Origin of the sequence: Nocardia sp. NPDC051750, from assembly GCF_044453135.1 — a bacterium.
Taxonomy (GTDB): Bacteria; Actinomycetota; Actinomycetes; order Mycobacteriales; family Mycobacteriaceae; genus Nocardia.
Genome location: NZ_JBITCK010000005.1, coordinates 314838 through 337056, shown reverse-complemented (window position 1 = coordinate 337056; position 22219 = coordinate 314838). Strand labels below are relative to the sequence as shown.

The following is a 22219-nucleotide window of genomic DNA, read 5'->3' as shown; positions in this document are numbered from 1 at the left end:
CTCATGGATCGGGTCACAATGTTCGTCAACGGGCAGGCGATGTCCGGCGGCACCCTCAACGACGCGTTGCACGACGCACGATTTCTCGGCAAGGTCGAGACGGCACCGAAGTACCGGTTCTACTCTGTCCGGGACGAATTCCCCGGCCTGCACCCGGTTACCGAAGGCGGCGCCACGGTGCCGGGGGAACTGTACGAGGTCGATTACGACGTCCTGCGGGAGAAGCTCCTGCCCCGCGAACCGGCCGAACTCGAACTCGGCGTGATCGAACTGGCGGACGGCAGCGGGTCGTTGTCCATGCGCATGCGGGAGAGCGCGCTCGGCGCACCCGGCGTCACCGATATCAGTGACCGGGGCGGATGGCTGGCCTACCTGGAGGGCAAATGAGGACAGTCGTGCGCGGCGGGACGGTGGTGGAATCGAGCTGGTCCGCCCCGGCCGACGTGGTGATCGAGGACGGCACGATCGTGGCCGTGGTCGCACCCGGTACCCCGGTCGATGAATCCGCCGAGATCATCGATGCCACCGGCAAACTCGTCATGCCCGGGGGAGTGGACCCCCACTGCCACGTCGGCTTCACCTCCGGTGAATTCACCTCGCTGGACTCCTACCTCGAATGCACCACCGCGGCAGTCTTCGGTGGAACCACCACGATCGTCGACTTCGCCATTCCACGTCCGGGCCAGCGGCCGCTCGACGCCGCCGAGAAGCAACGCGCCAAAGCGACACAGGGACTGTGTGATTCGGCGCTGCACGCCTGTGTCGTCGAATGGGACGAGTCCACGGCCGCCCAACTGGCGACCATGGCCGACGCCGGTATTCGTACCGTGAAGATGTTCACCACGTACGCCGGTGAAACCATGGCGAACGAACACACGATCCTGAACACCATGCAGGCCACCCGCGATCTCGGCGGGATGGTCGTCATCCACTGCGAATCGGATGCCATCGTCACCGACGCGCAGAACCTCGCGGCCGCCACCGAGGGTATCGACGCCTCCCATATGTCGCGGACGCGACCGGAACTCGCCGAGACGGCGGCGGTCGCCGCGATACTCGCGATCGCGGAATCGCAGGGTGCGCCGGTCTATTTCGTGCATCAATCGAGTTCCGCGGCGGTCGAACTGGTGGTCGACGCGCGGAAACGGGGACTGGTCGCCTTCACCGAGACGGTCGCACACCATCTCACGCTCGACGACACCGAATACACCGGTGCCGAACCGGAACGTTTCGTCTGCTGTCCGCCGCTGCGCTCCGCCGAGATCGTCGAGGGCCTCGGCCGGCAGTTGTTCACCGGCAACATCACCACCATCGGATCCGATCACTGCTGCTACGACACGGCGCAGAAGCAATCGCACCGGCACGACGTCCGGCATATGCCCAATGGGCTGCCGGGCGTCGAAACGCGGCTTCCGGTCATCTTCTCCCACTATGTCGACGGTCTGGGATTGTCGCCGAGCAGGTTTGTCGAGCTCACGGCGGCGAATCCCGCGCGGACCAACGGCCTCTACCCCCGCAAGGGCTCGCTGATGCCGGGATCCGACGCCGATATCGCGATCTGGGATCCCGAACTCGAGTGGACGGTCACCACCGGCGACCTGCATATGGCCACCGACTACACCCCGTACGAGGGCCGGCGTCTCCGGGGCAAACCGGTCACTGTGCTGGTCGGCGGTTTCGTTGTCGTCGAGGACGGAATACTTGTCGACGCGACGCCTCGCGGCCGGCATCTGCAGGCGGATCCTTTGGACTTCAGCGGCGCATTCCACATGTGATACAGCCGTGCCTTCACGGTGTGCCGCACGCCCGCGCGAAGTTCCCGCTCGCGGCCACGTGGGCGAGGCTCAGTACGACCGCCAGTCGCTCGACAGCGGGGGCCGGTCGAACGCCGAAACATGATCGCCGACCCAGTCCGCATAGGAACGCGGGCCACGCCCGAGAGCTGCCGCGATATCGTCGGTCAGCACGGCATTGCCGCCCGCGCGCGCGAAGGCCTGACCCGCAAGCGCACCCTCCACGAATTCCGGTGTGGCTCCCGCGGCGAGCATATGGTCGCGGGCGGCGGCCTCGGCGATATCGACCACTTCGACGGCCCGCCCGAGCGCGGCCGCCAAGGCGGCGGCCTGGTCGTGAGTGGTCAGCAGTTCGGGGCCGGTGAGCGTATAGACGCGCCCGGAATGCGCGGAAGACGACAATGCCTCCGCCGCGACCGCGGAGACATCACGCGGGTCGACCACACCCTGCGCACCCGAGCCGGTCAGGTTGGAGACGGGTAGACCGCTGTGGAGGGCCGGTGCCCAGCTGAGCGTGTTCGACGCGAAGGAGCTGGGACGCAGTATCGTCCAGTCGACGCCGGCGGCACGAACTGCCTCCTCGCCGGGCAGATGCCAGGTACCGACCTGGCCGAGGACCGGATCCCCGGTGCCGATCGCCGATAGTTTCACGATCCGGCGGGCGCCGGCGTCGCGCGCGGCCCGGACGAGTGCGCGGTCGGCTTCGGCGTACTCCGGGCCGAGGACGCCGACGATGAATACCGCCACCGCACCGGTCAGCGCGCGTTGCATTCCGGGGAGATCAGCGTAGTCCCCGTATACGACTTCCACCCCGGCGGGGAACCGGGCCGCGTCCGGTCTCCGGGTTATTGCGCGAACGCGCTCGCCACGCGCCGACAGGAGGCGGACGATCTCGCCGCCGATGGTGCCCGTGGCACCGGTGATGATGATCATGGGCACAACCATGCCGTTCCGCGGACCGGCCCGATAGGAAATTTCGGCACGGCGAAATCGTCCTGATCTGCATACAGTCCAAGGGTGACCATTGCGCAGGGCCAGGCGCCCGTGACAACCGACCTCACCGAGAGCGCGACGCCCGCACCGGCATCCCTGCGCCCCTGGTTCACCGAGCTCGGGCACATACCCACGGTGCGCGATACATCTGTCCCGTTCGCCCATATCCCCCAGGCTGCCACCATGATCGTCCTGCGTACCGAGGACTACGGCCCCCATGATGCCCTCGTACTCGGGCCGAGAACGAGGGCGTCCTATGCCGAAGCGGACAAACCCATGGGCTGTCTCCGGTTGCGGCTTGCTCCGGGCGCCGTCGGACCACTGCTGGGGGTGCGCGCCGATGAGCTGACCGACCGGATCGTCCGCCTTGCCGACCTGCCCGGTCCGGCGGCGCAATTCGCCGGCGAACTCGTCGAATTGCGGCACGACGAGCTCCTTCCCTACCTGGAACAGAAGCTGCCGCAACGGATCCGGGAGAGCCCGACCCAGATATCGCATCGGGAACTGCTCCGTACCGCCGTCGAATCTGTCTCGGGCCGTGCCGTCCCGGCCACGGTCCCGGCGCTGGCCGGCACCCTGGCGGTGAGCGAACGCCAGCTCCGTAATCTCTTCAGTTCCGGTATCGGCGTATCTCCCAAGCACTACACCCGGATAGACCGGATCCGGCGAGTGCTGACCCGCCTCGGAACATCACCGTGGTCGCATCTGGCAGCCGGCGTCGGCTATTACGACCAATCCCATTTGACCGCGGAGTTCCGTTCATTGATGGGTGTCGCCCCCGGCTCTTTCCTCGGCGGTACCCGGCTGCCGATTCAACCCTGCCGCCCCGCGATATACGCTCGAGCCGTCAGCTCGCCGGGTTGATGCCGAAACCGAGTTCCGCCAGCAGCTTTTCGGACTCGGTCCACAGGGCAGCGGCGACGTTGTCGTCCTGCGCGGCCGCGGCGGGTTCTTCCTCGGCCATTCGGTGGAAATACCGTCCGCCGGCGCGACCGCCTTCGGAGCCGGTGGCCAGCCACACAAGGGTTTCGGCGGGTTCGTCCGGCGATACGGTGTCGGCGGCGGCCATATGGGCCTGTAGTGCCCCGGGGCCGTGTGAAGCGAAATTGCTGGCGACCACGCCGGGATGCATGGCCTGGGCGATGATTCCGTCCGGTCCGCTCGCGGCGGTCGCCCTGAGCAGTGGCATGAGTTTCCGGGTCAGCAGGAAGGGCGCGAGGTGATTCGCGGCGAAGGTCGCCTCGGTGCCCTCGGCGGTGATCGTGCGCCGGTCGCGGACACCGCCCGCATTGTTGACGAGGACGTCGAGTCGGGGAGTGAGCGCCGCGATCTCGTCCGCTATCCGCGCGACTTCCGACATCAGCGTGAAGTCACCGCGCATCATGACGAAATCGCCGGTCGTGCAGGCTGTTTCGGCGATCTGCGCGGTGGCGTCGGCGCTGCGCTGCCGATCGCGGCCGACGCCGATCACCTGCCAATCGCGTGCCACGAGTTCGCGGGCCGTCGCCCGGCCGATGCCCGAACTGGCTCCGGTGACGATCGCAACGGGTTTGTTCGTATCGAATCGCACAGCTGCGCTCCTGTTGTTCAGCGTGGCCGGAGGCCGTTGAGCAGGAGGTGAACGGTGAAGTGCACCTTCCGGTCTATATCTTCTCGAGTGGGCGTTCTGCCGTTGACGATCGCGCGGACCGAGCCGCCCACGACCATGCTCATGAACGAATTGGCGGCGAGGACGGTATCGGTGGGGGCGATGGCGCCGGACGCGACGTTCCGGTCGAGGAGCCCGGCGACGAACTCGATCAACGGCCGGGCGCTCTGCGCGAGGTGTGCGGTGAAGATGGTGGGGAAGCGGTATCCCTCGGTGTTGATGATGCGCTGCAGGCGCAGGCCCTCGGGTGTCATCACCTGGCCGATGCGCATCCGGGCGATCGCCTCGAGGGTGTCGGCCAGATCGCCGCGGTCCAACTCCTCGAGGACTTCACGCGGCACGATCTGCCGTTCGATCGCGCGCTGGACCGCGGCGAGGAACAGCGTGGCCTTGTCGGGATAGCGCGCGTAGACCGTGCGCTTGGTCATCCCGACCTCGGTGGCGATCGTCTCGATCGTCGTCATCTCGAAACCGTTCTCCAGGAACAGCTTCAGAGCGGTATCGAGCAGCTCGCGATGGCGGGCCTCGGCCTGCTCGCGGGTGGGCCGGCCGGCCCCGCGGCGGGTGGGTGAAGTTTTGTCCGTCAAGTCGCCTCGCTGAAATTCCCTCTTGCCCGGCACCGGGATCCGGGTTCAGTATTGGAATACCCAATTAATGATACGCACGAGTTGCTATTTTGGGAATCTCAACCCGAAGGGACGCCTGATGAAGTCACCTACGGAGCAGCTGACTCGGCTGGTCGCCGCCGAGGATCGCTTCCGCCATTCCCCGGCCGAACTGCGCGAGACGCAGATCGCCGCGCTGAACGAGCAGTTCCAGGAGCGCCGGGACCGGATCAAGCTGCTCGGGCACCGAGCCCGCGAGGCCGGGATCAGCGAGATTCGCGATCGCGCGGAGATGGTGCCGCTGCTGTTCCCGCATACGGCCTACAAGAGCTACCCCGAGAGTTTCCTGTCCCGGCAGCGCTGGGATCGGCTCGGCACCTGGCTGGGTACCGTCTCGCCGTATCCGATCACTCCGATCGAGACCTCGGATATCACCGATATCGACGACTGGATCGCGCGGTTGCAGGCCGCGGGGCACTACGTGTCCTGTTCCAGCGGTACCACCGGCAAGTCGGCGATGCTGCTGGCCTCGCAGAAGGATATGGACTGGTCGCGGATAGATACGGTCAATGTGTTCGCCTGGGGATCCGGGGTCGCGCCGGCGCGGGACCGGCGCAGGCTCGGTATCGGGACCAGCGCGGCGGTGCCGAAGAATCTCATCATCGGCGAGGCCCAGAGGGAGGCATTCTGTGATCCCGCGAAAGAGGATTTCCGGCTACCGATTCCGCCGATCACCGTGGGGTCGCTGACGAAGATGGTCGTCCTGCGCAAGAAGATCGCCGAGGGCACCGCGCGGCCCGAGGAGCTCGCCGATTTCGAGCGAACGTCGGCCGAGCGGCAGGACGCCCTGGACAAGGCGATGATCCTGGCCGCCGAGCAGTTCATCGAGCACCGCGCCGACAAGCTGTTGATCTCGGGGATGTGGAACACCCTGTACCAGGTCGCCCGGATTGTTCGCGAACGCGGGTTCTCGGCGAAGGACTTCCATCCCGACAACTGCATCTACGTCGGCGGGGGTCTCAAACGGGCGCAATTACCGCCCGACTACCGGGAATTCGTCCACGATACATTCAATATCCCGGACAACCGCGACTTCCAGAACTACTCCATGCAGGAGCTCAACTCGGGGATGCCGAAATGCCGCGCGGGCGACCGCTATCACGTACCGCCGTGGATCGTGCCCTTCATCCTCGACGAGACGGGCGAGCAACTGCTGCCGCACGAGTCCGGCGAGATCGAAGGCCGCGCGGCGTTCTTCGATCTGTCCCTCGACGGCCGCTGGGGTGGCGTCATCACCGGCGACAAGATCTCGCTGGACTTCGACCCCTGCGCCTGCGGCTGCGCGGGGCCCTCGATACGCAACACCATCGCCCGCTATGCGGATATCAAGGGCGACGACAAGATCGGCTGCGCCGGCACCGTCGACGCGTACGTGCGAGGTCTGTCATGACCGTGACCGAACCCGTTGTCTCCGCCCCGTTCTTCCTGCGTGGCGAGTTGGTGGAAGGCCACGCGGAGACGCATCGCTCGCGTGATCTCGGCATCGCGTTCACCACGCCCGCCGTCGACCTGGACCGTGCGGTGCATCCACGGAGCGAAGTGCCGCCACTGCTCGATGTTCCGCTCGCCGAGATCATCGATTTCCTGGTGGAGACCGGCCGGCGGATCCGCGAACCGGGAAATCCCTTCGTCCGCGAATGCATCGACCGCATGGCCCTCACCCACGTACTTCCGCGTGCGGTGTTGGAACAACAGGTCCACGGCGCCACCATGTACCTGGACAAGCGGTTGCTGCAGACCGTGGTCGAGCAGAACTTCCCCGACCCCCGGGCGCTGGACGAATGGGTGCCCAAACAGGACTTCACCGGCCGTACGAGTTTCATCCGTGCGTTCGCGCCGCGCCTGGTCCATGTGCTGCCCGGCAATTCCCCGGGGGTGGCGGTGAAATCCATCGCCCAGGGGGCGCTGGTGAAGGCGGTCAACCTGTTCAAGATGGCATCGAGTGACCCGTTCACCACGGTTGCCGTGCTGCGGACGATGGCCGAGATCGATCCGGATCATCCCATTGTGCAGTCCATGTCCGCGGTCTACTGGCGCGGCGGCGACGATGCGGTGGAGCGGGTGCTCTATCGGCCACAGTATTTCGACAAGATCGTCGCCTGGGGTGGCGGCGACGCGATCGACAATGTCGTGAAATATCTGGGCCCCGGCCTCCAATTGGTGTCCTTCGACCCCAAGACATCGATCTCCATGGTCGGCCGGGAGGCGTTCGCGTCCGGCGCGACGCTGGAGGAGGCCGCTGAACTGGCCGCCTCCGATGTCATGATCCTGAATCAGGAGGCTTGTGTCGCCAGTCGCTTCCTGTTCGTCGAGGCGAGTGCCGGCGACGCCGACCGCTTCTGCGAGCGGTTGCACGCCCGCATCGCCGCGAAGGCGGCCGCCTCCGGCGACACCCGGCCGCTCGATATGGACCTGCGCGAACAGATCGAGACGCTGACCATGCTGGACGACGAATTCGGGGTCTGGGGCAGGACCGACGGTAAGGGGCTGGTGATCCGCTCGGACGAACCCGTGGACTTCCACCCGATCAACAAGACGGCCAACGTGGTGCGGGTGAACTCGCTCGACGACGCGATGAAACACGTCAACGTGGCAACCCAGACCGTCGGTTTCTACCCGTTCGAGCGCATGGCGGACTACCGTGACCGAATGGCCGCGGGTGGTGTCCAGCGGATCGTCCGGCTGGGCGATGCGGGCCCCAGCACGATCGGCAACCCGCACGACGCGATGTATCCGCTGCACCGTTTCGTGCACTGGATGGCACACGAGGACGGGGTGCGGGCCACGGCCGATACATAGCGCAGGCCGCCGCCGGAGCCCCCGGGCCCAGGTCTCCGGCGGTCAGTTCTGGGTTTCGGAGTCCTGCTTGATCGCGGAGACCTCGAATTCCAGGACGACCTTTTCCCCGACGAGCACGCCGCCGGTCTCCAGTGCCGCGTTCCAGGTGATGCCGAAGTCCTTGCGGTTGACCGTGGTCGAGCCTTCGAACCCGACCCGGACATTGCCGAACGGGTCGTTCGCCTGGCCTTCGAAGGTGAACGGAACCGTTACCGATCGGGTGATGCCTTTGATGGTCAGGTCGCCGGTGACGTCGAACGCGTCCGGGCCGGTCGGCGTGATCGCCGTCGAGCGGAAGGTGATCTCGGGGTACTCGTCCAGCCCGAGGAAGTCGAGGCTGCGCAGATGCTGGTCGCGATCGGCATTGCGGGTGTCGATGCTGGCGGCCTGGATCGTGACCTCGCCCGAGGAGTTCGCCGGGTTCTCGCCGTCGAAGTAGGCGCTACCGCTGAACTCGTTGAACGCGCCGCGCACCTTGGTCACCATGGCGTGCCTGGTCACGAAACCGATCCGGGTGTGTGTCGGGTCGAGTGCGTAGGTTCCGCTCAGCTCTTTCACGGTGGTCGCAGTGGTCATCTCGTGTCTCCCTGTTCTGCAGTAGTTGACGTGTCATATAGATGATGCGCCCTAGTTGGTGATGTGTCAACTAATGCGATAACCTGGTCTTATGACCGAGACGCGATGGCTGGACGAGCGTGAGGACCGCGCCTGGCGGGGATATCTGACGATGCATGCCCAGCTGCAGGCCCGCCTGCATCGGCAGCTGCAGAACGACTCGGGACTGTCCCTGGCCGATTTCGAGGTGCTGGTCCAGCTCACCGACCGGCCGGAGCCGCGGATGCGCGTCGGTGAGCTGGGACAGGCCGTGCAATGGGAGAAGAGCCGGCTCTCGCACCATCTCGGCCGGATGCAGAAGCGTGGCCTGGTGCTGCGCGAGGACTGTCCGGACGATGCCCGCGGCGCCTTCGTCGTGCTCACCGAACAGGGACGCGCGGCCATCGAACGCGCGGCGCCCAGGCATGTCGAAACCGTGCGCACACTGGTCTTCGATGTGCTCACCGACGATCAGGTGGATGCGCTGGCCGACATTGCCGAGCGCGTCCTCGAACAGCTGAACGGCCCGGCCTGACCTGCTCCGCTCGAAGGCCCGGCGGCCGGCGCCGAGTCATTCTGCGAGCGGTTCGTGCCGATCGAGGTGCAGATAGGTATAGCCGGTGACGACCAGGCAGACGGGGGTCAGCAGCGAGGGGCCGTGCGGATGCCGGGCCCAGTAGTGCTTGCGGCACCATGACGCGACAATCACGCCGGCCACGACGGACACGATCCGGTTTCGGCACCGGCTCAGCTGCGCCGCGCGATGATCAGGCTGTTGCGTGCGGCCTCGGCAAAGCGGTCCACCGGGGTGTCGCCGAGCGGCGGCAGGTCGCGGTGGTAGCTGCGTGCGCGTTCGTAGACGTCGAAGGGCTCGGGGTCCCAGCCGTGCCGGCGCAGCCACGAATCCGGGTCCTCGTCGACACCGCCGCGGGTCCACAAGGACGTCATTTCGCCGGCGTCGGCGCCGGCGAGTGCCTGGGTCATCAGGGCTACGGCGTCCACGTGCAGGAATTCGATCGCCAGCCGGCTTCCGGCGGCGGACTGGGCGGTGACGGCGGTCAGTAGCCGGTCGTTCTGTTCCGGTTCGAGATAGGGGAGCAGCCCCTCGATCAGCCACGCCGCGGGAATCTCCGGATCGAACCCGGCCTCGGCCAGTGCGCCGTCCCACGGCCCGCGCAGGTCGGTCGGCACCGGGACTCGCCGACCGGTCGGTTGCGCACCGCGCCGGTCCAGCACGCCTTGTTTGAACGTGAGCACTTCGGCACTGTCGAGTTCGTACACCGTCGTCTCCGCGGCCAGGCCGAGCCGGAAGGCGCGAGTGTCCAAGCCGGCCGCGACGATCACCACCTGCCGGATCGTGCCGGCGGTAGCGCGCAGATAGTCGTCGAAGAAGCGAGTCCGGATCGGGGCGTAGTCGGCGAACGAACCCGACGCCCGGTCTGCCGCGCCCTCGGGTGGGGCGGGGTCGCCGGTGAAGAAATCTACGCCGCCCGCGGCGACGAAATCGGCGGCGTACGGATCGGTGAACAGGCGATCGTCGCGCCGGCTCTCGGCCGCGCGGGCGGCGGCGACCATCAGGGCCGTGCGGCCCACACCGGTCGGCGCCGGCACATCGCGGGGTGAACTACCGGAGGCATCGGAGGCGTTCGGGGGCACCGCCCCAGCGTAGGAGCAGACCGCCCGGCAGAGTGGGAGGCGCGGAGGCTCCCCGCGGGTCGGTGTCCAGGATCCGGACGGGCTCGTGGAGCGGGTACGTGCTTGCCTACGTACCTGCGGCACCTCAGTGCTTGAAACGTCCGGCGAAGCTGCGCAGGGGCAGGTCGGCGCTGGTGATGATGCCGGGCCGGGCGGCGACGACGGACCTGATCGAATTGAGGGCGGGCAGGCCGGTGACGGTCATGCCGATGGAGGCGAAGTTCTCCGGGTTGGACAGGTCGAAACCCTTGCGGGGGAAGATCATATGCTTGCTGTAGATGCTGGGGTCGCCGGTGACCTGGGTGATGTAGCAGCCCTTGATATTCCACGCGGGGTCGGTATGCGGTGTCATCTGCCATTCGAGATGGGATTCCACCCGCGCCACCCCGTCCACCATGCCCTGGTATTTGATGTAGTTCGCACCCAGGGAGCCCTTGGGCAGGAAGTACCAGCCCAGATCGACATCTTTGGTGCAGGCGCCGAGTTCGTAGCTGAACGTCACCTCGTCGAGTGCGAGGTCGAAGGCATCGGCCATCAGGTAGACCGAATCGGCGAAGACGGCGGTGTATTTGTGCAGCGAGTCCGGGATGGTCGGGTCGTCGACCGGGCGGCCGTAGCCGACGGCTTTCCAGGTGTCGACGGAGTGGTGACAGGAGACATCGACGGATTCGGTGACGGTGATGTTCTCGATCTCGGCGACATCCGCGGTGTGCACGATACCGAGGATCTGGGCCAGGCCCGGGTTCATTCCGGTGCCGTAGAAGGTCGAATTACCGCGCTCGCAGGCGGCCTGGATGATCTCGCTGACCTTCCGGCCGGACGGATGCGGATGGTTGGTGTCGCGGTGGAAGCCGGTGATCCAGTCGGCGGTCGTCACCACATTGATCCCGGCCTCGAGAACCTTCTCGTACAGGTCCTCGTCGGGGAACACCCCGTGGAAGGTGAGGACATCGGGACGTGCGGCGAGGATCTCCTCGACCGTGCCGGTGGCAGTCACGCCGACCGGGTCGATGCCGACGATCTCGCCTGCGTCCCGGCCGATCTTGTCCGGTGAATAGCAGTGCAGGCCGACGAGTTCGAGGTCGGGGTGATCGCGGATCCGGCCGATCATCTCGGTGCCGAGGTTGCCGGTCGCTACCTGGAAAACCCGGACTTTCTCGGAGTCGCTCATCGCGTGGGCCTTTCTGTCATCGGTTCGGGATAGAACTGCTCGGCCCATTTCCGCAGCGCCGTGAACCCCTCGAATTCCTTGCGCGACAGTGCGGGTGGGTCGGAATAGCGCTGGTGTGACCAGATTTCGATATCGGCCTCGAACTGTTCGATGACGAAATCGGCCATCGTCTTGCCGTACCGGGTGATATCCGGGCTGTCGTCACCGGGTTTCCGCCCGATCCAGACGGTGAATCGGACGTCGCAGGTCCGGTCGTCGACCGGCGTGACGGCGGGCATGGTGCGGTTGTCGACCATGCCCCAGCTCTTGGTGATCGAGCAGCCCAACCCCGCGTTGATCGACTCGACCCCGCTGTTGACCTGATCCTCGGTCACGCCCTCGTCGAAGGCGATGGTGAAGTCGACGTAGGAGACCGGTCCGGTGAAATCGTGCCGGGTGAATTCCGGGACGAAGGGTGTCTTGTGCACGAACTTGAAATGCGCGAAGTCCACGCCGTTCTCCATGACGTACTGCGGATGCAGCTCCAGGCCCGGCCGGTACAGGGCGGCCGCGGGTACCGGCGGGTAGTAGTCGGCCGCGGTCTTGCCGTCGCCGAACGCCGTGAACATATCCGGGATATCGAAGTAGGGAGCGTGTCCCTGCACGTCGTACCAGATCCAGACCGCTTCGTTGCGCTCGACGACCGGGTAGCTGCGGATGCGGCGGCCCTTGTTCGGGTGGTTCTCGTACGGGATGCAGACATTGCGGCCCTCCCGGTTCCATTCCCAGCCGTGGAACGGGCAGACGAGATTCTCGCCCTCGACCCGGCCGCCGTACCCGAGGTGGGCTCCGAGATGCTCACAGTAGGCGTCGAACACCGCGACCTGCCCCGATACTGATCGCCAGGCGACCATCTCGCGGCCGAAGTACGTCATCTTGTGCACCGTCCCGACCGTGATCTCGGCACACCAGGCCACCTGGAACCAGCCCGTCGGCTCCATCGACAGTGGTGGTTTTGCCATCTCGATCCTCCGGCTTTCGAGGGCGCTGCGGGAGCCATGGCGACCTTCACGGGTGGACCCGGCCGCGCGGCGACCCCGAGCATAGAAGCCTCTGTGAAAGAAAACAAGAGCCCTCTGTGAAACTGTTCCGGCCCGGTCGTGGCCAGTACACTCGGGCCTCGTGACGGATGCGGTGATCGGCGGGCGACGTGCGAACAAGCGCGGTATCGCCTCCCGCGAGAGCATGCTCGAAGCGGCCATCACCTCGCTGGCCACCGGCGACCCCGCCGCGGTATCGGGCAACCGGATCGCCCGCGATATCGGCTCGACCTGGGGTGTGATCAAGTACCAGTTCGGCGATATCGACGGCTTGTGGGCCGCGGTCCTGCGCCACACAGCCGAGAAACGTGGCGACCTCCCCGCCGGGATCAAACCCACCGGGACGCTGCAGGAACGGGTATCCGCCCTGATCCGCACGATGGCGACGGGGTTGCGCGAGCCGGAGTCGCTGGCGATCGAAACCCTCCGGGCGGCCTTGCCGCGCGACCATGCCGAACTCGAACGCGACTACCCGCGGACCGCCGCCGAGCTGTCCTCCTGGAAACCCAGCTGGGACAAGGCATGCGAGCGGGCCTTCGCGGACCTGCAGGTGGACCCGGTGAAAATCCGGCAGGTCGCCGCACTCGTCCCCGCCGCAATGCGCGGCATCACCTCGGAACGGACGCTGGGCACCTATGGCGATCTCGACGACGCACTGGACGGCCTGATCGGCGCCCTGGTCGCCTACCTCGGGGACTGAGTGGGCCCGCCCGCCGGACGTGCGCGTCCCGGCGGTGCCGCGGAGCGCAGATACGGCGGCTGCCTACGTGCTGACGAACCGGTCGGCGAATGGTCCTGCGGATTCCGGCGCAGTTATCGAGCTGAATTCGAAATTGCTCACAGGATCGTCTCTCAGGAAAAATTCTGATCACATAATTTCTCGCTGTTTTCCCGTATTCGGGGGACCGTCACAATTCGATTGTTGTTCCAGTAGTCGTTTCCGGAGAGCGAATGACAATGAGGTTTACCGGCTTTTTTCGCCGTCCGGTTCGTTATTCTGCGGCGGATCGGTCTAACAATTCCGGTACATGGAATCTTGCTACCGTGGCGCCGGTGTTCGTGCGACCGTTATTCCCCGAAGGGGCCCTGACGATATCGAATCACGGTGCTAATCTGCACACGGGGATCGCCCGGGACAGGGAGATCCCAGCCGGACGAAAATTCTCGGTGGCGGTGTTTCGGTGCGCTCGCCGATCCCGGATTATGGATCCGAGGGCTTCGTCGTTTCAGGGTTTCTTTGCCGGAGAACAATCCGAATATTTCCTCGGAGGAAGAGAGAAACGTCATGAGTGCGGTAATCGGTCTCGGCTCCGCGGCCGCAGGGGCTGCCGTCAGCCTGCTGTTCGCCCTGGGCTCCTTGATCATCTGAAATCGGGGCGTGGGTGGCGCTGCCGCCGGTGCGCCCGAAACGGGCCGGCTCTCCGGCAGCGCCTGTCCCTGTACAGCGACGAGTGACGCTGGTGAGCCGGGATGGGTCTCACCACGGTTGTCGCCGCGGTGCGGCAAGCCCTGATAGGCCACGGTCGGCGCGCCCATCGCCCGCTTCGTGCGGGAGTCGAACATCGGCGGCCGCACAGTAGTCCTCGTCGCCGAGATCGACCCGCCCAGCGGATGGGACCACGTGCTGCCCAGCCATCACAGTGACGAGCTGGAACGCCGACTACGCCGGATACCTGGCACCCTGGTCTGGCATCTCCGTGTCCAAACCGTCTGACCGGCGGCCGTGGCGGGCGTCGCGGGCGCAGGGAGTTCGGCCGCGGCCGGGGCGGCGGCGTGGCTCGGCAGCCTCCCCTGCTAGGTTTCGGGACACGAAATCAGGACGGTGGAGATGGGCATCGACGTGCGGACGCTCAGCGCGGCGGAACTCGCCGCAGGGGCGGTGGCCGAACCGGTCCTGGATGCGACCTCCCTGCTCGAACCGGTGCTGTTGGTCGATCTCGACGGCACCGACGGGGTGACCGCCGCGGCAGCTGCCGGTCGGCTACCGGCGCTCGGGGGCCTGGCGGTGGGGTTCTGCTCCGGCACGGTTCCGTCGCAGCTCGCGCCCCTGACCGCGGCGCTGGACGTGACCTATGCGGCGGAAGCGGATGCCGCCGACCGGGCGATCGTCCGGACCGGCGATGTCGAACTCGCCGTCGCCGAGTTCGTCGACTGCGTGCGGCGGTATCCGCAGGCGTCGCATATCGCCGCGCAGGTTCTGCGGGCTTCGGAAAGCCTGCCGGTGCCCGCCGCGATCGATGTGGAGTCGTTCGCCTACTCCACACTGCAGGGCGGTGCGGAGTTCGGCGACTGGCTCGGCGAACGGCGCCGCCTCGGCCGGCCGCTTCCGCCGCCCCCGGAGACCGATCCGGTCCTGCTCGCGGCGGACGGCGACACCTTGCGGATAACCCTCAATCGTCCGGAGCGGCGCAACGCCTACGGCACGGCCCTGCGTGACGCGTTGGTCGATGCCCTGCGGATCGCGCTGCTCGCGGAGACGTTCGGCACGATCGTGCTCGACGGTGCCGGTTCCTCGTTCTGCTCCGGCGGGGATCTCGACGAGTTCGGTCACGCCCCCGATACCGCGACCGCTCATCAGATCCGGACGCGCGGCGGGGCGGCCCGGCTGATGGCGCGCCTGGCCGATCGCACCGAGGTCCGGTTGCACGGGCACTGTGTCGGGGCCGGAATCGAGATCTCCGCCTTCGCCGGCCGGGTGGTCGCCGCCGCGGATACGGTGATCCGGTTGCCCGAAGTGGGTATGGGGCTTATACCCGGCGCCGGGGGCACCGTGAGCGTGCCTCGCCGCATCGGCCGGTGGCGCGCGTTGCATCTGTTCGTGACGGGTGCCTCGCTCGACGTCCGGCATGCGCTCGAATGGGGACTGGTCGACGAGATCATCGGCGGTCCCGAGCGGTAGGCGTTCCTACACCGGGCCGGGTCGCCGCGCCGTGATCGGCGGTGTGCAGGGAACCGCTCGATCCGAGCGGGCCATACGGCAGTCATGGATTCGGCTGTACACCGAGAACTCCCGCGTCCGTGAGTGTGGCGATCTCGGAGTCGTCGAGCGAGAGGACGTCACGCAGGATATCCGAGCCGTTCGCGCCGAGTTCGGCTGCCGGTCCGGTCCGCAGGTGGACACCGTCGAACGAGGCCGGCAGGGCAGCGGCGAGGTAGTCGCCGATTCGTGGCTGGGTCAGGGGGGCGAACAGCGGATTCGATTCGAGATCGCCGGAGCGGACGGTCTGTTCGAAGCTGCGATACCGCTCGTGCAGAACCGAGGACCCGGCGAGGGCCCGGCCGACCTCGTCGGCATCGTGCGACCGGAACCAGCGCGCGAACAGGGCCGTGAGCAGATCCCGGTGTTCGAACCGATCGCTTTCGCGGCCGAAATCCGCGCCGAGAGCGGACTCCAGTGCGGTAACTGTCTGCTCGGTGCCGGTGAGGGCGGCGAGATCCCGGAAATGACGCGCGGTGAGCGCGACCACCATGAACCGCTCGCCGTCGGCGGTTCCGAAATCGGTGCCGTACGTGCCATATACGGCATTGCCGATCCCGGGCCGGCCGGAACCGTTGACCTGTACTTCGGTGAGGTAGCCGAGTGCGCCCGCGGTCGCGAGCGCGACATCCTCGAGCGGGAGGACGATCCGCGAACCCGTCCCGGTGGCCGCCCGGCGGTGGGCCGCCGCGGTGATCGCGAGTGCCGCGTGGAGTCCGGCGGCGATATCCCAGGCGGGGAGCGCGTGGTTCACCACACCGTCGTGGTCGACGGGACCGGTGATCTGCGGGAATCCGAGGGCGGCGTTGACCGTGTAGTCGACGGCGGGCCGGCCGTCGTGACGGCCGAGCAGTTCCAGCGTGATGACATCCGGGCGGAGCGCGGACAGCTTTTCGTGACTCATCCAGGACCGGCCTCCCGCGTTCGTCACCAGGATTCCGGCCCCGGGTCCGGGCGCGGTCACCAGGCGGCGGACGATCTCCTGACCCGAATCGCTGCGCAGATCGAGTGCGAGCGAGCGCTTCCCGCGATTGAGCCCTGTCCAGTAGATGGATTCGCCGGCCCCGGTCAGCGGCCAGCGGTCGATATCGGCGGCGCCGCCGAGCGGATCGATCCGGATGACCTCGGCGCCCAGCTGGCACAACGTGAGCCCGCACAGAGGCGAGGCGACGAAACTCGAGATCTCGACGACGCGCAGTCCGGCGAGCGGCCGGTCGGCGGGGTGGTCCGGTGGGGTCATTCTGGTCGATCCTTCGGTCGGTACTACCACTGATCCGGGCTGTCAGCGTTCGAACACCACATGTCCGTCGATGAGCGTCGCACGCACCACGTCGGCGGACAGGTGCGCGAACACCCGCGCCACCGGTCGATCCAGGAGTACCAGATCGGCCGGTGCGCCCGGGCCGACGGCACGGGCCGGGCCACCCGGATCGTCCAGCGGCGCCAGATATCGCGCGAGAGCGGTCGGCGCCCGCAGTGTTTCCGCGGGGCCGACCACGGTCCCACCGGGCACACGCCGGGTGACGGCCGCGGCGATCACCTGCCAGGGATCGACGGGGCCGAACGGTGCATCGCTGGACAGTGCCAGCTCGACGCCGGCATCGCAGAGGCTCCGGCAACGGTACAGATCGGGCAGATCGACGGGGTCCACGCGGTGCAGGTAGTCGTCGCCGCGCGCGGCGAGGAACCCCGGCTGGGTCACAACGGTGACTCCCAGACGCCGCAGTGTGCCGAGGGATTCGGCCGGTATCAACGCGCCGTGCTCGATCCGATCACCCGGCACCGTCCCGGTCTCGCCGAAAACGGCGAGGAGTATGAGCAGGGCCTCGCGGCTCACACAGTGCACGGCGACCGGACGTCCCAGATCGTGCGCGCGAGCGACGGTGGCGGCGAGGGTGTCGATATCGGGCAGACCGGAATCCGCGAGAACGATCTTGTACGGGCCGGTGGTGACACCGGGGCCACCGGTTCGGCCCAGCGGGACACCCAGGATATTCAGTCGCTGTGGCAGCGCACCGGAATCCGCCGCATCGATCAGCCCCGACAGCGAACTCTCGGTGAGATCGGGTGTGGCATCGGTTGTTCCGGTGATGCCGTAGCGGGCGAGACGGGCGCCCACCGCCGTCAGATCCGGCGGGTCGGTAGGGGGCAAGCGCGCCCGCAACCAGGTGTCCGCGCGCCATACGCGACCCGTGGCACGGCCGTTGTCATCGCGTTCCACCCCCGGCTCTGTCGCCGCCTCGAGGCCGACCCGATCCGCGGCGGCGGAGTTGAGGATCCACATCGCGCCACTGCGATGCTGGATACGGACCGGGCGCTCGCGGCACAGTGTGTCGAGCGCGGCCGCATCGAGCAGCCCGGCCACGGTTTCGACGTAGCCGACCCCGCGGATCCATCCCCTGCCCGGCGCGGCGGCGAGCGCGCGGGCGAGGTCGCCGGCGGTATGCACCTGTGGCGGACCGCAGCGCACCGAATTCGCGTCCGCCGCGAGCGCATGCAGATGCAGGTGATGGTCGTGCAGTCCGGGAAGCAGCGCCCCACCCGCGGCATCGATCACCCGGAGGCCGGCGGTGGGCAGGCCGGGCCCGAGCGCGGCGATGACGCCGTCGCGGACCAGGACATCGGTCAGGGATCCGGCGCGGACCTCGGCGTCACGGATCACAAGATCTGTCATCCGGGCCGTATGCCCAGTTCGGCGAGCACCGCGGCGGTATCCACGCCGCTGCCGGGGGCCGGCCCGGCGCTTTCCCGCCGGCTCGGCGCGCGGATTTCCGATTCGTCGATCGGGAGGGTGGCCGACCCGGGATCGAGTGTCGCGGCAACGACCGAGGACATGTCGATATCCCACAGCCGGCCGGAGCCGTCGGCGGGCGCCGACATCGCCAGTACCGCCGCCGTCAGTCCCGCCAGCGGGTCGGCGATCGCGTCGCCCACGAACAGTGGTGTGTTCCCGTCGGGGCGGGCTACGAGTCCCGCGGTCGCGGCGATATCGTCGCCGAATCCGATCCGGTCCGCGGCGCGGCCGTGGGCGGTGATCGATACCCAGGTCCCGCCCGCGTCGACGAATGCCGCTGCGTCCAGCCCGAATCCGGCCAGTGCGCGCGGCCGGGACGCCTCGATCACGATATCGGCGGATTCGACGAGTTCGGCCAGCGCCCGGCGCTGGGAGTTGTCGCCGGGGTCGAGTACGACCGATTCGTGGCCGCCGTGCAGCAGACGGTAGAAGTCCGGATTGCCCCGGCGGGCGCCGTCGGGGCGGGTGGGGGTCTCGACCTTGATGACGCGTGCTCCGGCCGACCCGAGCAGGTGGGCGCACAGCGGGCCGGCCCACAGTGCGCTGAAGTCGACCACCCGCAGTCCGGCCACGGGACGGGGAGTCAGTGGTCCCGGAACCACTGACTCCGCGTCCGTGACCGGACCGGCGGCAAGCCCCAGCAGTTCCGCGCGTTCGGCCAGTTCGGCGCCGGAATGTGTGCCCAACCAGTCCGTCACGGCGGGCCATGGATCGTCACCGACGTCCCGGCCCACGAGGGCGCCGAGCAAGGCGGGATCGTCGGGGCGTGCGCAGCTGACAGCAGCCCAGCCGTCTGCGGTGGGCAACAACCGGCAGTGCCGGCCGGCCGATATCGTGCCGCCGCGCCGGGAACCGGTGAAGGCGGCGCGTTCGGACAGCAAGCGGGCCCCGTCGAGGCGGACCCGGCCGTCGCTGATCGTGGCGATCCGGTCGGTATGCCGCCGGGCGGCCGTTGCCGCGGAACCGGGGGGAATCAGTGCTGGTCCGTCCGGATATCCGGTGAGCGCGGGGATGCCGCTCTCGGCCCAGTCGAGCACCCGGCGCGATATTCCTCCGGGAGTCTCGGACACGGGCCGATGCTACCTCGCACCCGTAATTGCCGGGGCACGCATGGCACGTGCGGTGCTGGTGGCAAACCCCGACCCCGCGTATCGATCCGGGAGTCAGGGGGTGAGGGGCGCGGCCGAATCCCTCGTGGTGGTGTCCTTCAAGCCGACCCCGGACGCGCCGAGCTGCCGGGCCCCGTCGACCAGGGCGGCGATCACCCGTGCCGCGTGTTCGTAGCTCAGGCCGTGTGGCGGGCGGATATTGGATACGCAGTTGCGTTCGGCGTCGCTACGGCCCGGTCGCGGGTGATGGGTCAGGTACACGCCCAGGCTGTCCGCGACCGACAACCCGGGCCGCTCACCGATGACGACGAGCACGGTCGTGACACCGAGTTGTTCTCCGAGGTGGTCGCCGAGCGCAACGCGTGCCTGGGTCGCGACGACCGGTGGCGCGAGGGTGAGGCCGGGCAGGGCGGCCGTGATCGCCCGTACCAGACCGGGCCCGTGGGCGGCCACTGCCTGCGCCGACAGCCCGTCGAACACGGCGATCCCGAGATCGGCGCCGAGCCGGGGCAGCCGGGTGGTGGGCGCGGGTTGCCGGCCGAGATCGGGGCGCCGCAGATAGGTGGCGCGATCCGGGGCGGCGGAGGCCGCGGTGAGCGGTTCGCCGAGCCCGAGCTCACCGAGTTGCCGGGTGAGGGCCGTGACGTCCAGCGGCGTGTGCACGGCATCGCGCGCGGCGGCATGGGCCGCGACGAAGGCGAGATGCTCGCGGGTGGGCAGGCCGGAGCCGGCCCGGCCCAGGCCGATCCGGGCCTGGGTGTGCCGGCGCAGCGCGTCCCAGGGGTCGGGGGTCATGCGATGGCCCGCAGGGGTGACGCCGAGAGGTCGATGTCCAGGACGCGGCCGGTGTCGTCGGCCAGGCCCTGGTTCTGCAGCCAGCGTTCGAATTCCGGTGCGGGGCGGAGTTTTCCGACCGCGCGGGCGTAGAGCGCGTCGTGGAACGACAGCGATTGGTAGCCCAGCATGATGTCGTCGGCGCCGGGCACGGTGATCACGAACGCTGTTCCGGCGAGCACGAGTAGCGACAGCAAGGTATCCATATCGTCCTGGTCGGCCTCGGCGTGATTGGTGTAGCAGACATCGACGCCCATCGGCAGACCCAGCAGCTTGCCGCAGAACTGATCCTCCAGGCCGGCCCGGATGATCTGCTTCCCGTCGTAGAGGTATTCGGGGCCGATGAACCCCACCACGGTGTTGACCAGGAGCGGATCCAGTTCCCGGGCGACCGCGTAGGCGCGGGCCTCGAGAGTCTGCTGGTCGACCGGCCGGCCGTCGGTGCCCAGGTGAGCGCCGGACGACAACGCCGACCCCTGACCGGTTTCCAGGTACATCACATTGTTGCCGACGGTCCCGCGGCGCAGGGCCCGGCCTGCTTCGTTGCCTTCGCGTAGCAATGCCATATCGACGCCGAAGGCGCTATTCGCGCGCTCGGTTCCGGCCACCGATTGAAACACCAGATCCACGGGGGTGCCGCGGCCGATCAGGTCGAGGGTCGTGGTGACATGGGTGAGTACACACGACTGGACCGGAATATCGAAGCGCTGCCGGATCTCGTCGAGCAGAGACAGTAGTTCGGCGGCACGGGCCGGTGAATCACCGGCGGGGTTGATCCCCACCACGGCGTCGCCGCACCCCAGCAGCAACCCGTCCAGCACGGCAGCGGCCACTCCGTGCGGGTCGTCGACCGGATGATTCGGTTGCAGCCGGGTGGCCAGGCGGCCGGGCAGCCCGATCGTCGTCCGGAAGCCGCTGGTGACGGTGAGTGCCGCGGAGACCGCGATCAGATCCTGGTTGCGCATGATCTTCGAGACCGCCGCGACCATTTCGGGCTTGAGCCCCGGGCCGAGCGCGCCGAGCCGTTCCGCGTGGTCGTCCGCAGCCGCGGCGGCCAGCAGATGATCGCGCAGCCCGCCCACGGTGAGGTGGGCGATCGGTGCGAATGCCGCGGTGTCGTGGGTATCGAAGATCAGGCGGGTGACCTCGTCGGTCTCGTAGGGAACGAGGGCTTCGGTGCGGAACGTGGCGAGGGGGACCTCGGCCAGCGCCCACTGGGCGGCGGCCCGTTCGGCATCCGAGTGGGCCGCGCAGCCGGCGAGCTCGTCACCGGACCGTAGCGGGGTGGCTTTCGCCATCAGGTCCACCAGGCCGTGGAATTCGTAGGACACTCCCGCGAGCTGCTGCCGGTATCTCGTCATCGTGCCGCCACCTCCGTCGATGCGTCCGCCGTCACGTCGGGAAAGTAGCCGAAATCGCCGGCGGTGAGGGTCAGCAGCGGACGCGCTTTCAGGATATTGCCGTGGACGCCGGCGGTCGACACGAGCACGCCCCGGCGCGCATCTCGTTCACCCACGCTACCGCCGTCGCGGTGCTCGGTGCCATCGCAGACCCGAATGCCGGACCGGGGAACAGTCAGGCATCGCGGATATCGGCGATAGGTCGGGGCGGGAGTGAACGTGTCCGTCGGCCGGAGGCGCTCGGGAAGTTCCGTGGACGCGGCTCAGGTGGCGGCGAAGGCGGCCAGGTGGGCTGCGACCGGTTCGGGTGAGCCGCCGGGCCGGTGTTCGCGGCGATCGAGGGCGCGGTCTTCTGTTGCAGGTCCAGTGCCAGGCGGGTCGGGAAGTACCACTCGGTGAAGTCCCGCGGTGGCTCACACAGACTCCGGGCCAGCTGGGCGATCGACGTGACCTCACTGCCAGGAGAGGTGAAAGCCGCTGCGGTGGCGTCGAGTTCGTTGTAGTCGAGCCACCGGTAGACAGTGTCCGGGTTGTGCCGGGTGGGGGAGACCTTCGGTGCGTCGCCGAAGAAGCCGAGGGCGAGTGGACCGCGTGCGATCGTATCCGGCAGCGCCACCCGGCCGGTGCGC

At 67.8% G+C, this 22219-nt stretch carries 24 protein-coding genes; 9 read left to right on the top strand and 15 right to left on the bottom strand.

Going from position 1 to position 22219, the window contains the following annotated elements:
* Positions 1 to 3 precede the first annotated feature (3 nt).
* Together ACIA75_RS23385 and hydA are read left to right on the top strand one after the other, a co-directional pair.
* Positions 4 to 387, top strand: a complete 384-nt coding sequence (locus ACIA75_RS23385) for a gamma-glutamylcyclotransferase (protein WP_397107366.1) — start codon at positions 4 to 6, stop codon at positions 385 to 387.
* Positions 384 to 1775, top strand: a complete 1392-nt coding sequence (gene hydA / locus ACIA75_RS23380; RefSeq protein WP_397107364.1) for a dihydropyrimidinase — start codon at positions 384 to 386, stop codon at positions 1773 to 1775. The genes ACIA75_RS23385 and hydA overlap by 4 nt, the downstream gene beginning before the upstream one ends.
* Positions 1776 to 1844: 69 nt before the next feature.
* Here the strand turns inward: hydA and ACIA75_RS23375 are convergent, their stop codons facing one another.
* Positions 1845 to 2726 carry an NAD(P)H-binding protein gene (locus ACIA75_RS23375; protein ID WP_397107362.1) on the bottom strand — a complete coding sequence of 294 codons (882 nt, stop codon included), beginning with the start codon at positions 2724 to 2726 and terminating at the stop codon, positions 1845 to 1847.
* A gap of 84 nt (positions 2727 to 2810) precedes the next feature.
* Between ACIA75_RS23375 and ACIA75_RS23370 the strand changes: the two genes are divergently transcribed.
* Positions 2811 to 3650 (top strand): helix-turn-helix domain-containing protein, encoded by an 840-nt coding sequence (locus tag ACIA75_RS23370; RefSeq protein ID WP_397107360.1) that lies wholly within the window; start codon positions 2811 to 2813, stop codon positions 3648 to 3650.
* On the opposite strand, the gene ACIA75_RS23365 is transcribed toward ACIA75_RS23370, so the two are convergent.
* Both ACIA75_RS23365 and ACIA75_RS23360 read right to left on the bottom strand, forming a co-directional pair.
* On the bottom strand, positions 3634 to 4356 hold the full coding sequence (locus ACIA75_RS23365) for an SDR family NAD(P)-dependent oxidoreductase (protein WP_397107358.1): 723 nt from the start codon (positions 4354 to 4356) through the stop codon (positions 3634 to 3636). The genes ACIA75_RS23370 and ACIA75_RS23365 overlap by 17 nt on opposite strands.
* Before the next feature lie 17 nt (positions 4357 to 4373).
* Positions 4374 to 5021, bottom strand: coding sequence for a TetR/AcrR family transcriptional regulator (locus ACIA75_RS23360; RefSeq protein ID WP_397107356.1), 648 nt, complete (start codon positions 5019 to 5021; stop codon positions 4374 to 4376).
* A 118-nt stretch (positions 5022 to 5139) separates the two neighbouring features.
* On the opposite strand from ACIA75_RS23360, the gene ACIA75_RS23355 reads away from it, so the two are divergent.
* Both ACIA75_RS23355 and ACIA75_RS23350 read left to right on the top strand, forming a co-directional pair.
* Complete coding sequence (locus tag ACIA75_RS23355; protein ID WP_397107354.1) at positions 5140 to 6489, top strand: hypothetical protein; 1350 nt, start codon at positions 5140 to 5142, stop codon at positions 6487 to 6489.
* Positions 6486 to 7898, top strand: a complete 1413-nt coding sequence (locus tag ACIA75_RS23350) for an acyl-CoA reductase (protein WP_397107352.1) — start codon at positions 6486 to 6488, stop codon at positions 7896 to 7898. The genes ACIA75_RS23355 and ACIA75_RS23350 overlap by 4 nt, the downstream gene beginning before the upstream one ends.
* A 42-nt stretch (positions 7899 to 7940) precedes the next feature.
* Here ACIA75_RS23350 and ACIA75_RS23345 read toward each other — a convergent pair whose 3' ends face one another.
* Positions 7941 to 8513 carry a YceI family protein gene (locus tag ACIA75_RS23345; protein ID WP_397107350.1) on the bottom strand — a complete coding sequence of 191 codons (573 nt, stop codon included), beginning with the start codon at positions 8511 to 8513 and terminating at the stop codon, positions 7941 to 7943.
* 91 nt (positions 8514 to 8604) lie between these two features.
* Here ACIA75_RS23345 and ACIA75_RS23340 point away from each other — a divergent pair, with 91 nt between their 5' ends.
* Positions 8605 to 9066 carry a MarR family winged helix-turn-helix transcriptional regulator gene (locus tag ACIA75_RS23340; protein ID WP_397107348.1) on the top strand — a complete coding sequence of 154 codons (462 nt, stop codon included), beginning with the start codon at positions 8605 to 8607 and terminating at the stop codon, positions 9064 to 9066.
* Between the two features lie 36 nt (positions 9067 to 9102).
* Here ACIA75_RS23340 and ACIA75_RS23335 read toward each other — a convergent pair whose 3' ends face one another.
* The 4 genes from ACIA75_RS23335 to ACIA75_RS23320 all read right to left on the bottom strand — a co-directional run bounded on the left by ACIA75_RS23335 (position 9103) and on the right by ACIA75_RS23320 (position 12398).
* Positions 9103 to 9249 carry a hypothetical protein gene (locus ACIA75_RS23335; protein WP_397107346.1) on the bottom strand — a complete coding sequence of 49 codons (147 nt, stop codon included), beginning with the start codon at positions 9247 to 9249 and terminating at the stop codon, positions 9103 to 9105.
* Between the two features lie 29 nt (positions 9250 to 9278).
* On the bottom strand, positions 9279 to 10187 hold the full coding sequence (locus tag ACIA75_RS23330; RefSeq protein WP_397107344.1) for an SAM-dependent methyltransferase: 909 nt from the start codon (positions 10185 to 10187) through the stop codon (positions 9279 to 9281).
* 124 nt (positions 10188 to 10311) lie between these two features.
* The gene (locus ACIA75_RS23325) at positions 10312 to 11397 is read right to left on the bottom strand and encodes a dihydrodipicolinate reductase (protein ID WP_397107342.1); all 1086 of its coding nucleotides are present in this window, start codon (positions 11395 to 11397) and stop codon (positions 10312 to 10314) included.
* Positions 11394 to 12398 (bottom strand): Rieske 2Fe-2S domain-containing protein, encoded by a 1005-nt coding sequence (locus tag ACIA75_RS23320; RefSeq protein WP_397107340.1) that lies wholly within the window; start codon positions 12396 to 12398, stop codon positions 11394 to 11396. Before ACIA75_RS23320 ends, ACIA75_RS23325 begins: the two co-directional genes overlap by 4 nt.
* A gap of 160 nt (positions 12399 to 12558) precedes the next feature.
* Between ACIA75_RS23320 and ACIA75_RS23315 the strand changes: the two genes are divergently transcribed.
* The 3 genes from ACIA75_RS23315 (at position 12559) to ACIA75_RS23305 (ending at position 15375) form a co-directional block, all read left to right on the top strand.
* Positions 12559 to 13176, top strand: a complete 618-nt coding sequence (locus ACIA75_RS23315; protein ID WP_397107338.1) for a TetR/AcrR family transcriptional regulator — start codon at positions 12559 to 12561, stop codon at positions 13174 to 13176.
* An 846-nt stretch (positions 13177 to 14022) separates the two neighbouring features.
* Positions 14023 to 14190, top strand: coding sequence for a hypothetical protein (locus ACIA75_RS23310; RefSeq protein ID WP_397107336.1), 168 nt, complete (start codon positions 14023 to 14025; stop codon positions 14188 to 14190).
* 114 nt (positions 14191 to 14304) lie between these two features.
* On the top strand, positions 14305 to 15375 hold the full coding sequence (locus ACIA75_RS23305; RefSeq protein WP_397107334.1) for an enoyl-CoA hydratase/isomerase family protein: 1071 nt from the start codon (positions 14305 to 14307) through the stop codon (positions 15373 to 15375).
* Positions 15376 to 15457: 82 nt separating this feature from the next.
* On the opposite strand, the gene ACIA75_RS23300 is transcribed toward ACIA75_RS23305, so the two are convergent.
* The 7 genes from ACIA75_RS23300 to ACIA75_RS23270 all read right to left on the bottom strand — a co-directional run bounded on the left by ACIA75_RS23300 (position 15458) and on the right by ACIA75_RS23270 (position 22206).
* Complete coding sequence (locus tag ACIA75_RS23300; protein WP_397107332.1) at positions 15458 to 16693, bottom strand: CoA transferase; 1236 nt, start codon at positions 16691 to 16693, stop codon at positions 15458 to 15460.
* Between the two features lie 42 nt (positions 16694 to 16735).
* Entirely contained in the window at positions 16736 to 18127 is a 1392-nt protein-coding gene (locus tag ACIA75_RS23295; protein WP_397107330.1) for an amidohydrolase family protein, read from the bottom strand.
* Positions 18124 to 19317 (bottom strand): CoA transferase, encoded by a 1194-nt coding sequence (locus ACIA75_RS23290; RefSeq protein WP_397107328.1) that lies wholly within the window; start codon positions 19315 to 19317, stop codon positions 18124 to 18126. The genes ACIA75_RS23295 and ACIA75_RS23290 overlap by 4 nt, the downstream gene beginning before the upstream one ends.
* A gap of 93 nt (positions 19318 to 19410) precedes the next feature.
* Positions 19411 to 20151 carry an ethanolamine ammonia-lyase subunit EutC gene (eutC, locus tag ACIA75_RS23285; protein ID WP_397107326.1) on the bottom strand — a complete coding sequence of 247 codons (741 nt, stop codon included), beginning with the start codon at positions 20149 to 20151 and terminating at the stop codon, positions 19411 to 19413.
* Positions 20148 to 21551 (bottom strand): ethanolamine ammonia-lyase subunit EutB, encoded by a 1404-nt coding sequence (locus tag ACIA75_RS23280; RefSeq protein ID WP_397107324.1) that lies wholly within the window; start codon positions 21549 to 21551, stop codon positions 20148 to 20150. Before ACIA75_RS23280 ends, eutC begins: the two co-directional genes overlap by 4 nt.
* On the bottom strand, positions 21548 to 21706 hold the full coding sequence (locus ACIA75_RS23275) for a hypothetical protein (protein ID WP_397107322.1): 159 nt from the start codon (positions 21704 to 21706) through the stop codon (positions 21548 to 21550). Before ACIA75_RS23275 ends, ACIA75_RS23280 begins: the two co-directional genes overlap by 4 nt.
* Before the next feature lie 59 nt (positions 21707 to 21765).
* Positions 21766 to 22206: a hypothetical protein gene (locus tag ACIA75_RS23270; protein ID WP_397107320.1), complete on the bottom strand. Its 441-nt coding sequence runs from the start codon at positions 22204 to 22206 to the stop codon at positions 21766 to 21768.
* Between the last annotated feature and the right edge of the window lie 13 nt (positions 22207 to 22219).

Bases quoted from the DNA above. Each gene is read 5' to 3' on its own strand.
- ACIA75_RS23385 (WP_397107366.1), top strand. From the start codon at position 4: ATGGATCGGGTCACAATGTTCGTCAACGGGCAGGCGATGTCCGGCGGC.
- hydA (WP_397107364.1), top strand. From the start codon at position 384: ATGAGGACAGTCGTGCGCGGCGGGACGGTGGTGGAATCGAGCTGGTCC.
- ACIA75_RS23375 (WP_397107362.1), bottom strand. From the start codon at position 2,726: ATGATCATCATCACCGGTGCCACGGGCACCATCGGCGGCGAGATCGTC.
- ACIA75_RS23355 (WP_397107354.1), top strand. From the start codon at position 5,140: ATGAAGTCACCTACGGAGCAGCTGACTCGGCTGGTCGCCGCCGAGGAT.
- ACIA75_RS23350 (WP_397107352.1), top strand. From the start codon at position 6,486: ATGACCGTGACCGAACCCGTTGTCTCCGCCCCGTTCTTCCTGCGTGGC.
- ACIA75_RS23345 (WP_397107350.1), bottom strand. From the start codon at position 8,513: ATGACCACTGCGACCACCGTGAAAGAGCTGAGCGGAACCTACGCACTC.
- ACIA75_RS23340 (WP_397107348.1), top strand. From the start codon at position 8,605: ATGACCGAGACGCGATGGCTGGACGAGCGTGAGGACCGCGCCTGGCGG.
- ACIA75_RS23325 (WP_397107342.1), bottom strand. From the start codon at position 11,397: ATGAGCGACTCCGAGAAAGTCCGGGTTTTCCAGGTAGCGACCGGCAAC.
- ACIA75_RS23320 (WP_397107340.1), bottom strand. From the start codon at position 12,398: ATGGCAAAACCACCACTGTCGATGGAGCCGACGGGCTGGTTCCAGGTG.
- ACIA75_RS23305 (WP_397107334.1), top strand. From the start codon at position 14,305: ATGGGCATCGACGTGCGGACGCTCAGCGCGGCGGAACTCGCCGCAGGG.
- ACIA75_RS23300 (WP_397107332.1), bottom strand. From the start codon at position 16,693: ATGACCCCACCGGACCACCCCGCCGACCGGCCGCTCGCCGGACTGCGC.
- ACIA75_RS23295 (WP_397107330.1), bottom strand. From the start codon at position 18,127: ATGACAGATCTTGTGATCCGTGACGCCGAGGTCCGCGCCGGATCCCTG.
- eutC (WP_397107326.1), bottom strand. From the start codon at position 20,151: ATGACCCCCGACCCCTGGGACGCGCTGCGCCGGCACACCCAGGCCCGG.
- ACIA75_RS23280 (WP_397107324.1), bottom strand. From the start codon at position 21,551: ATGACGAGATACCGGCAGCAGCTCGCGGGAGTGTCCTACGAATTCCAC.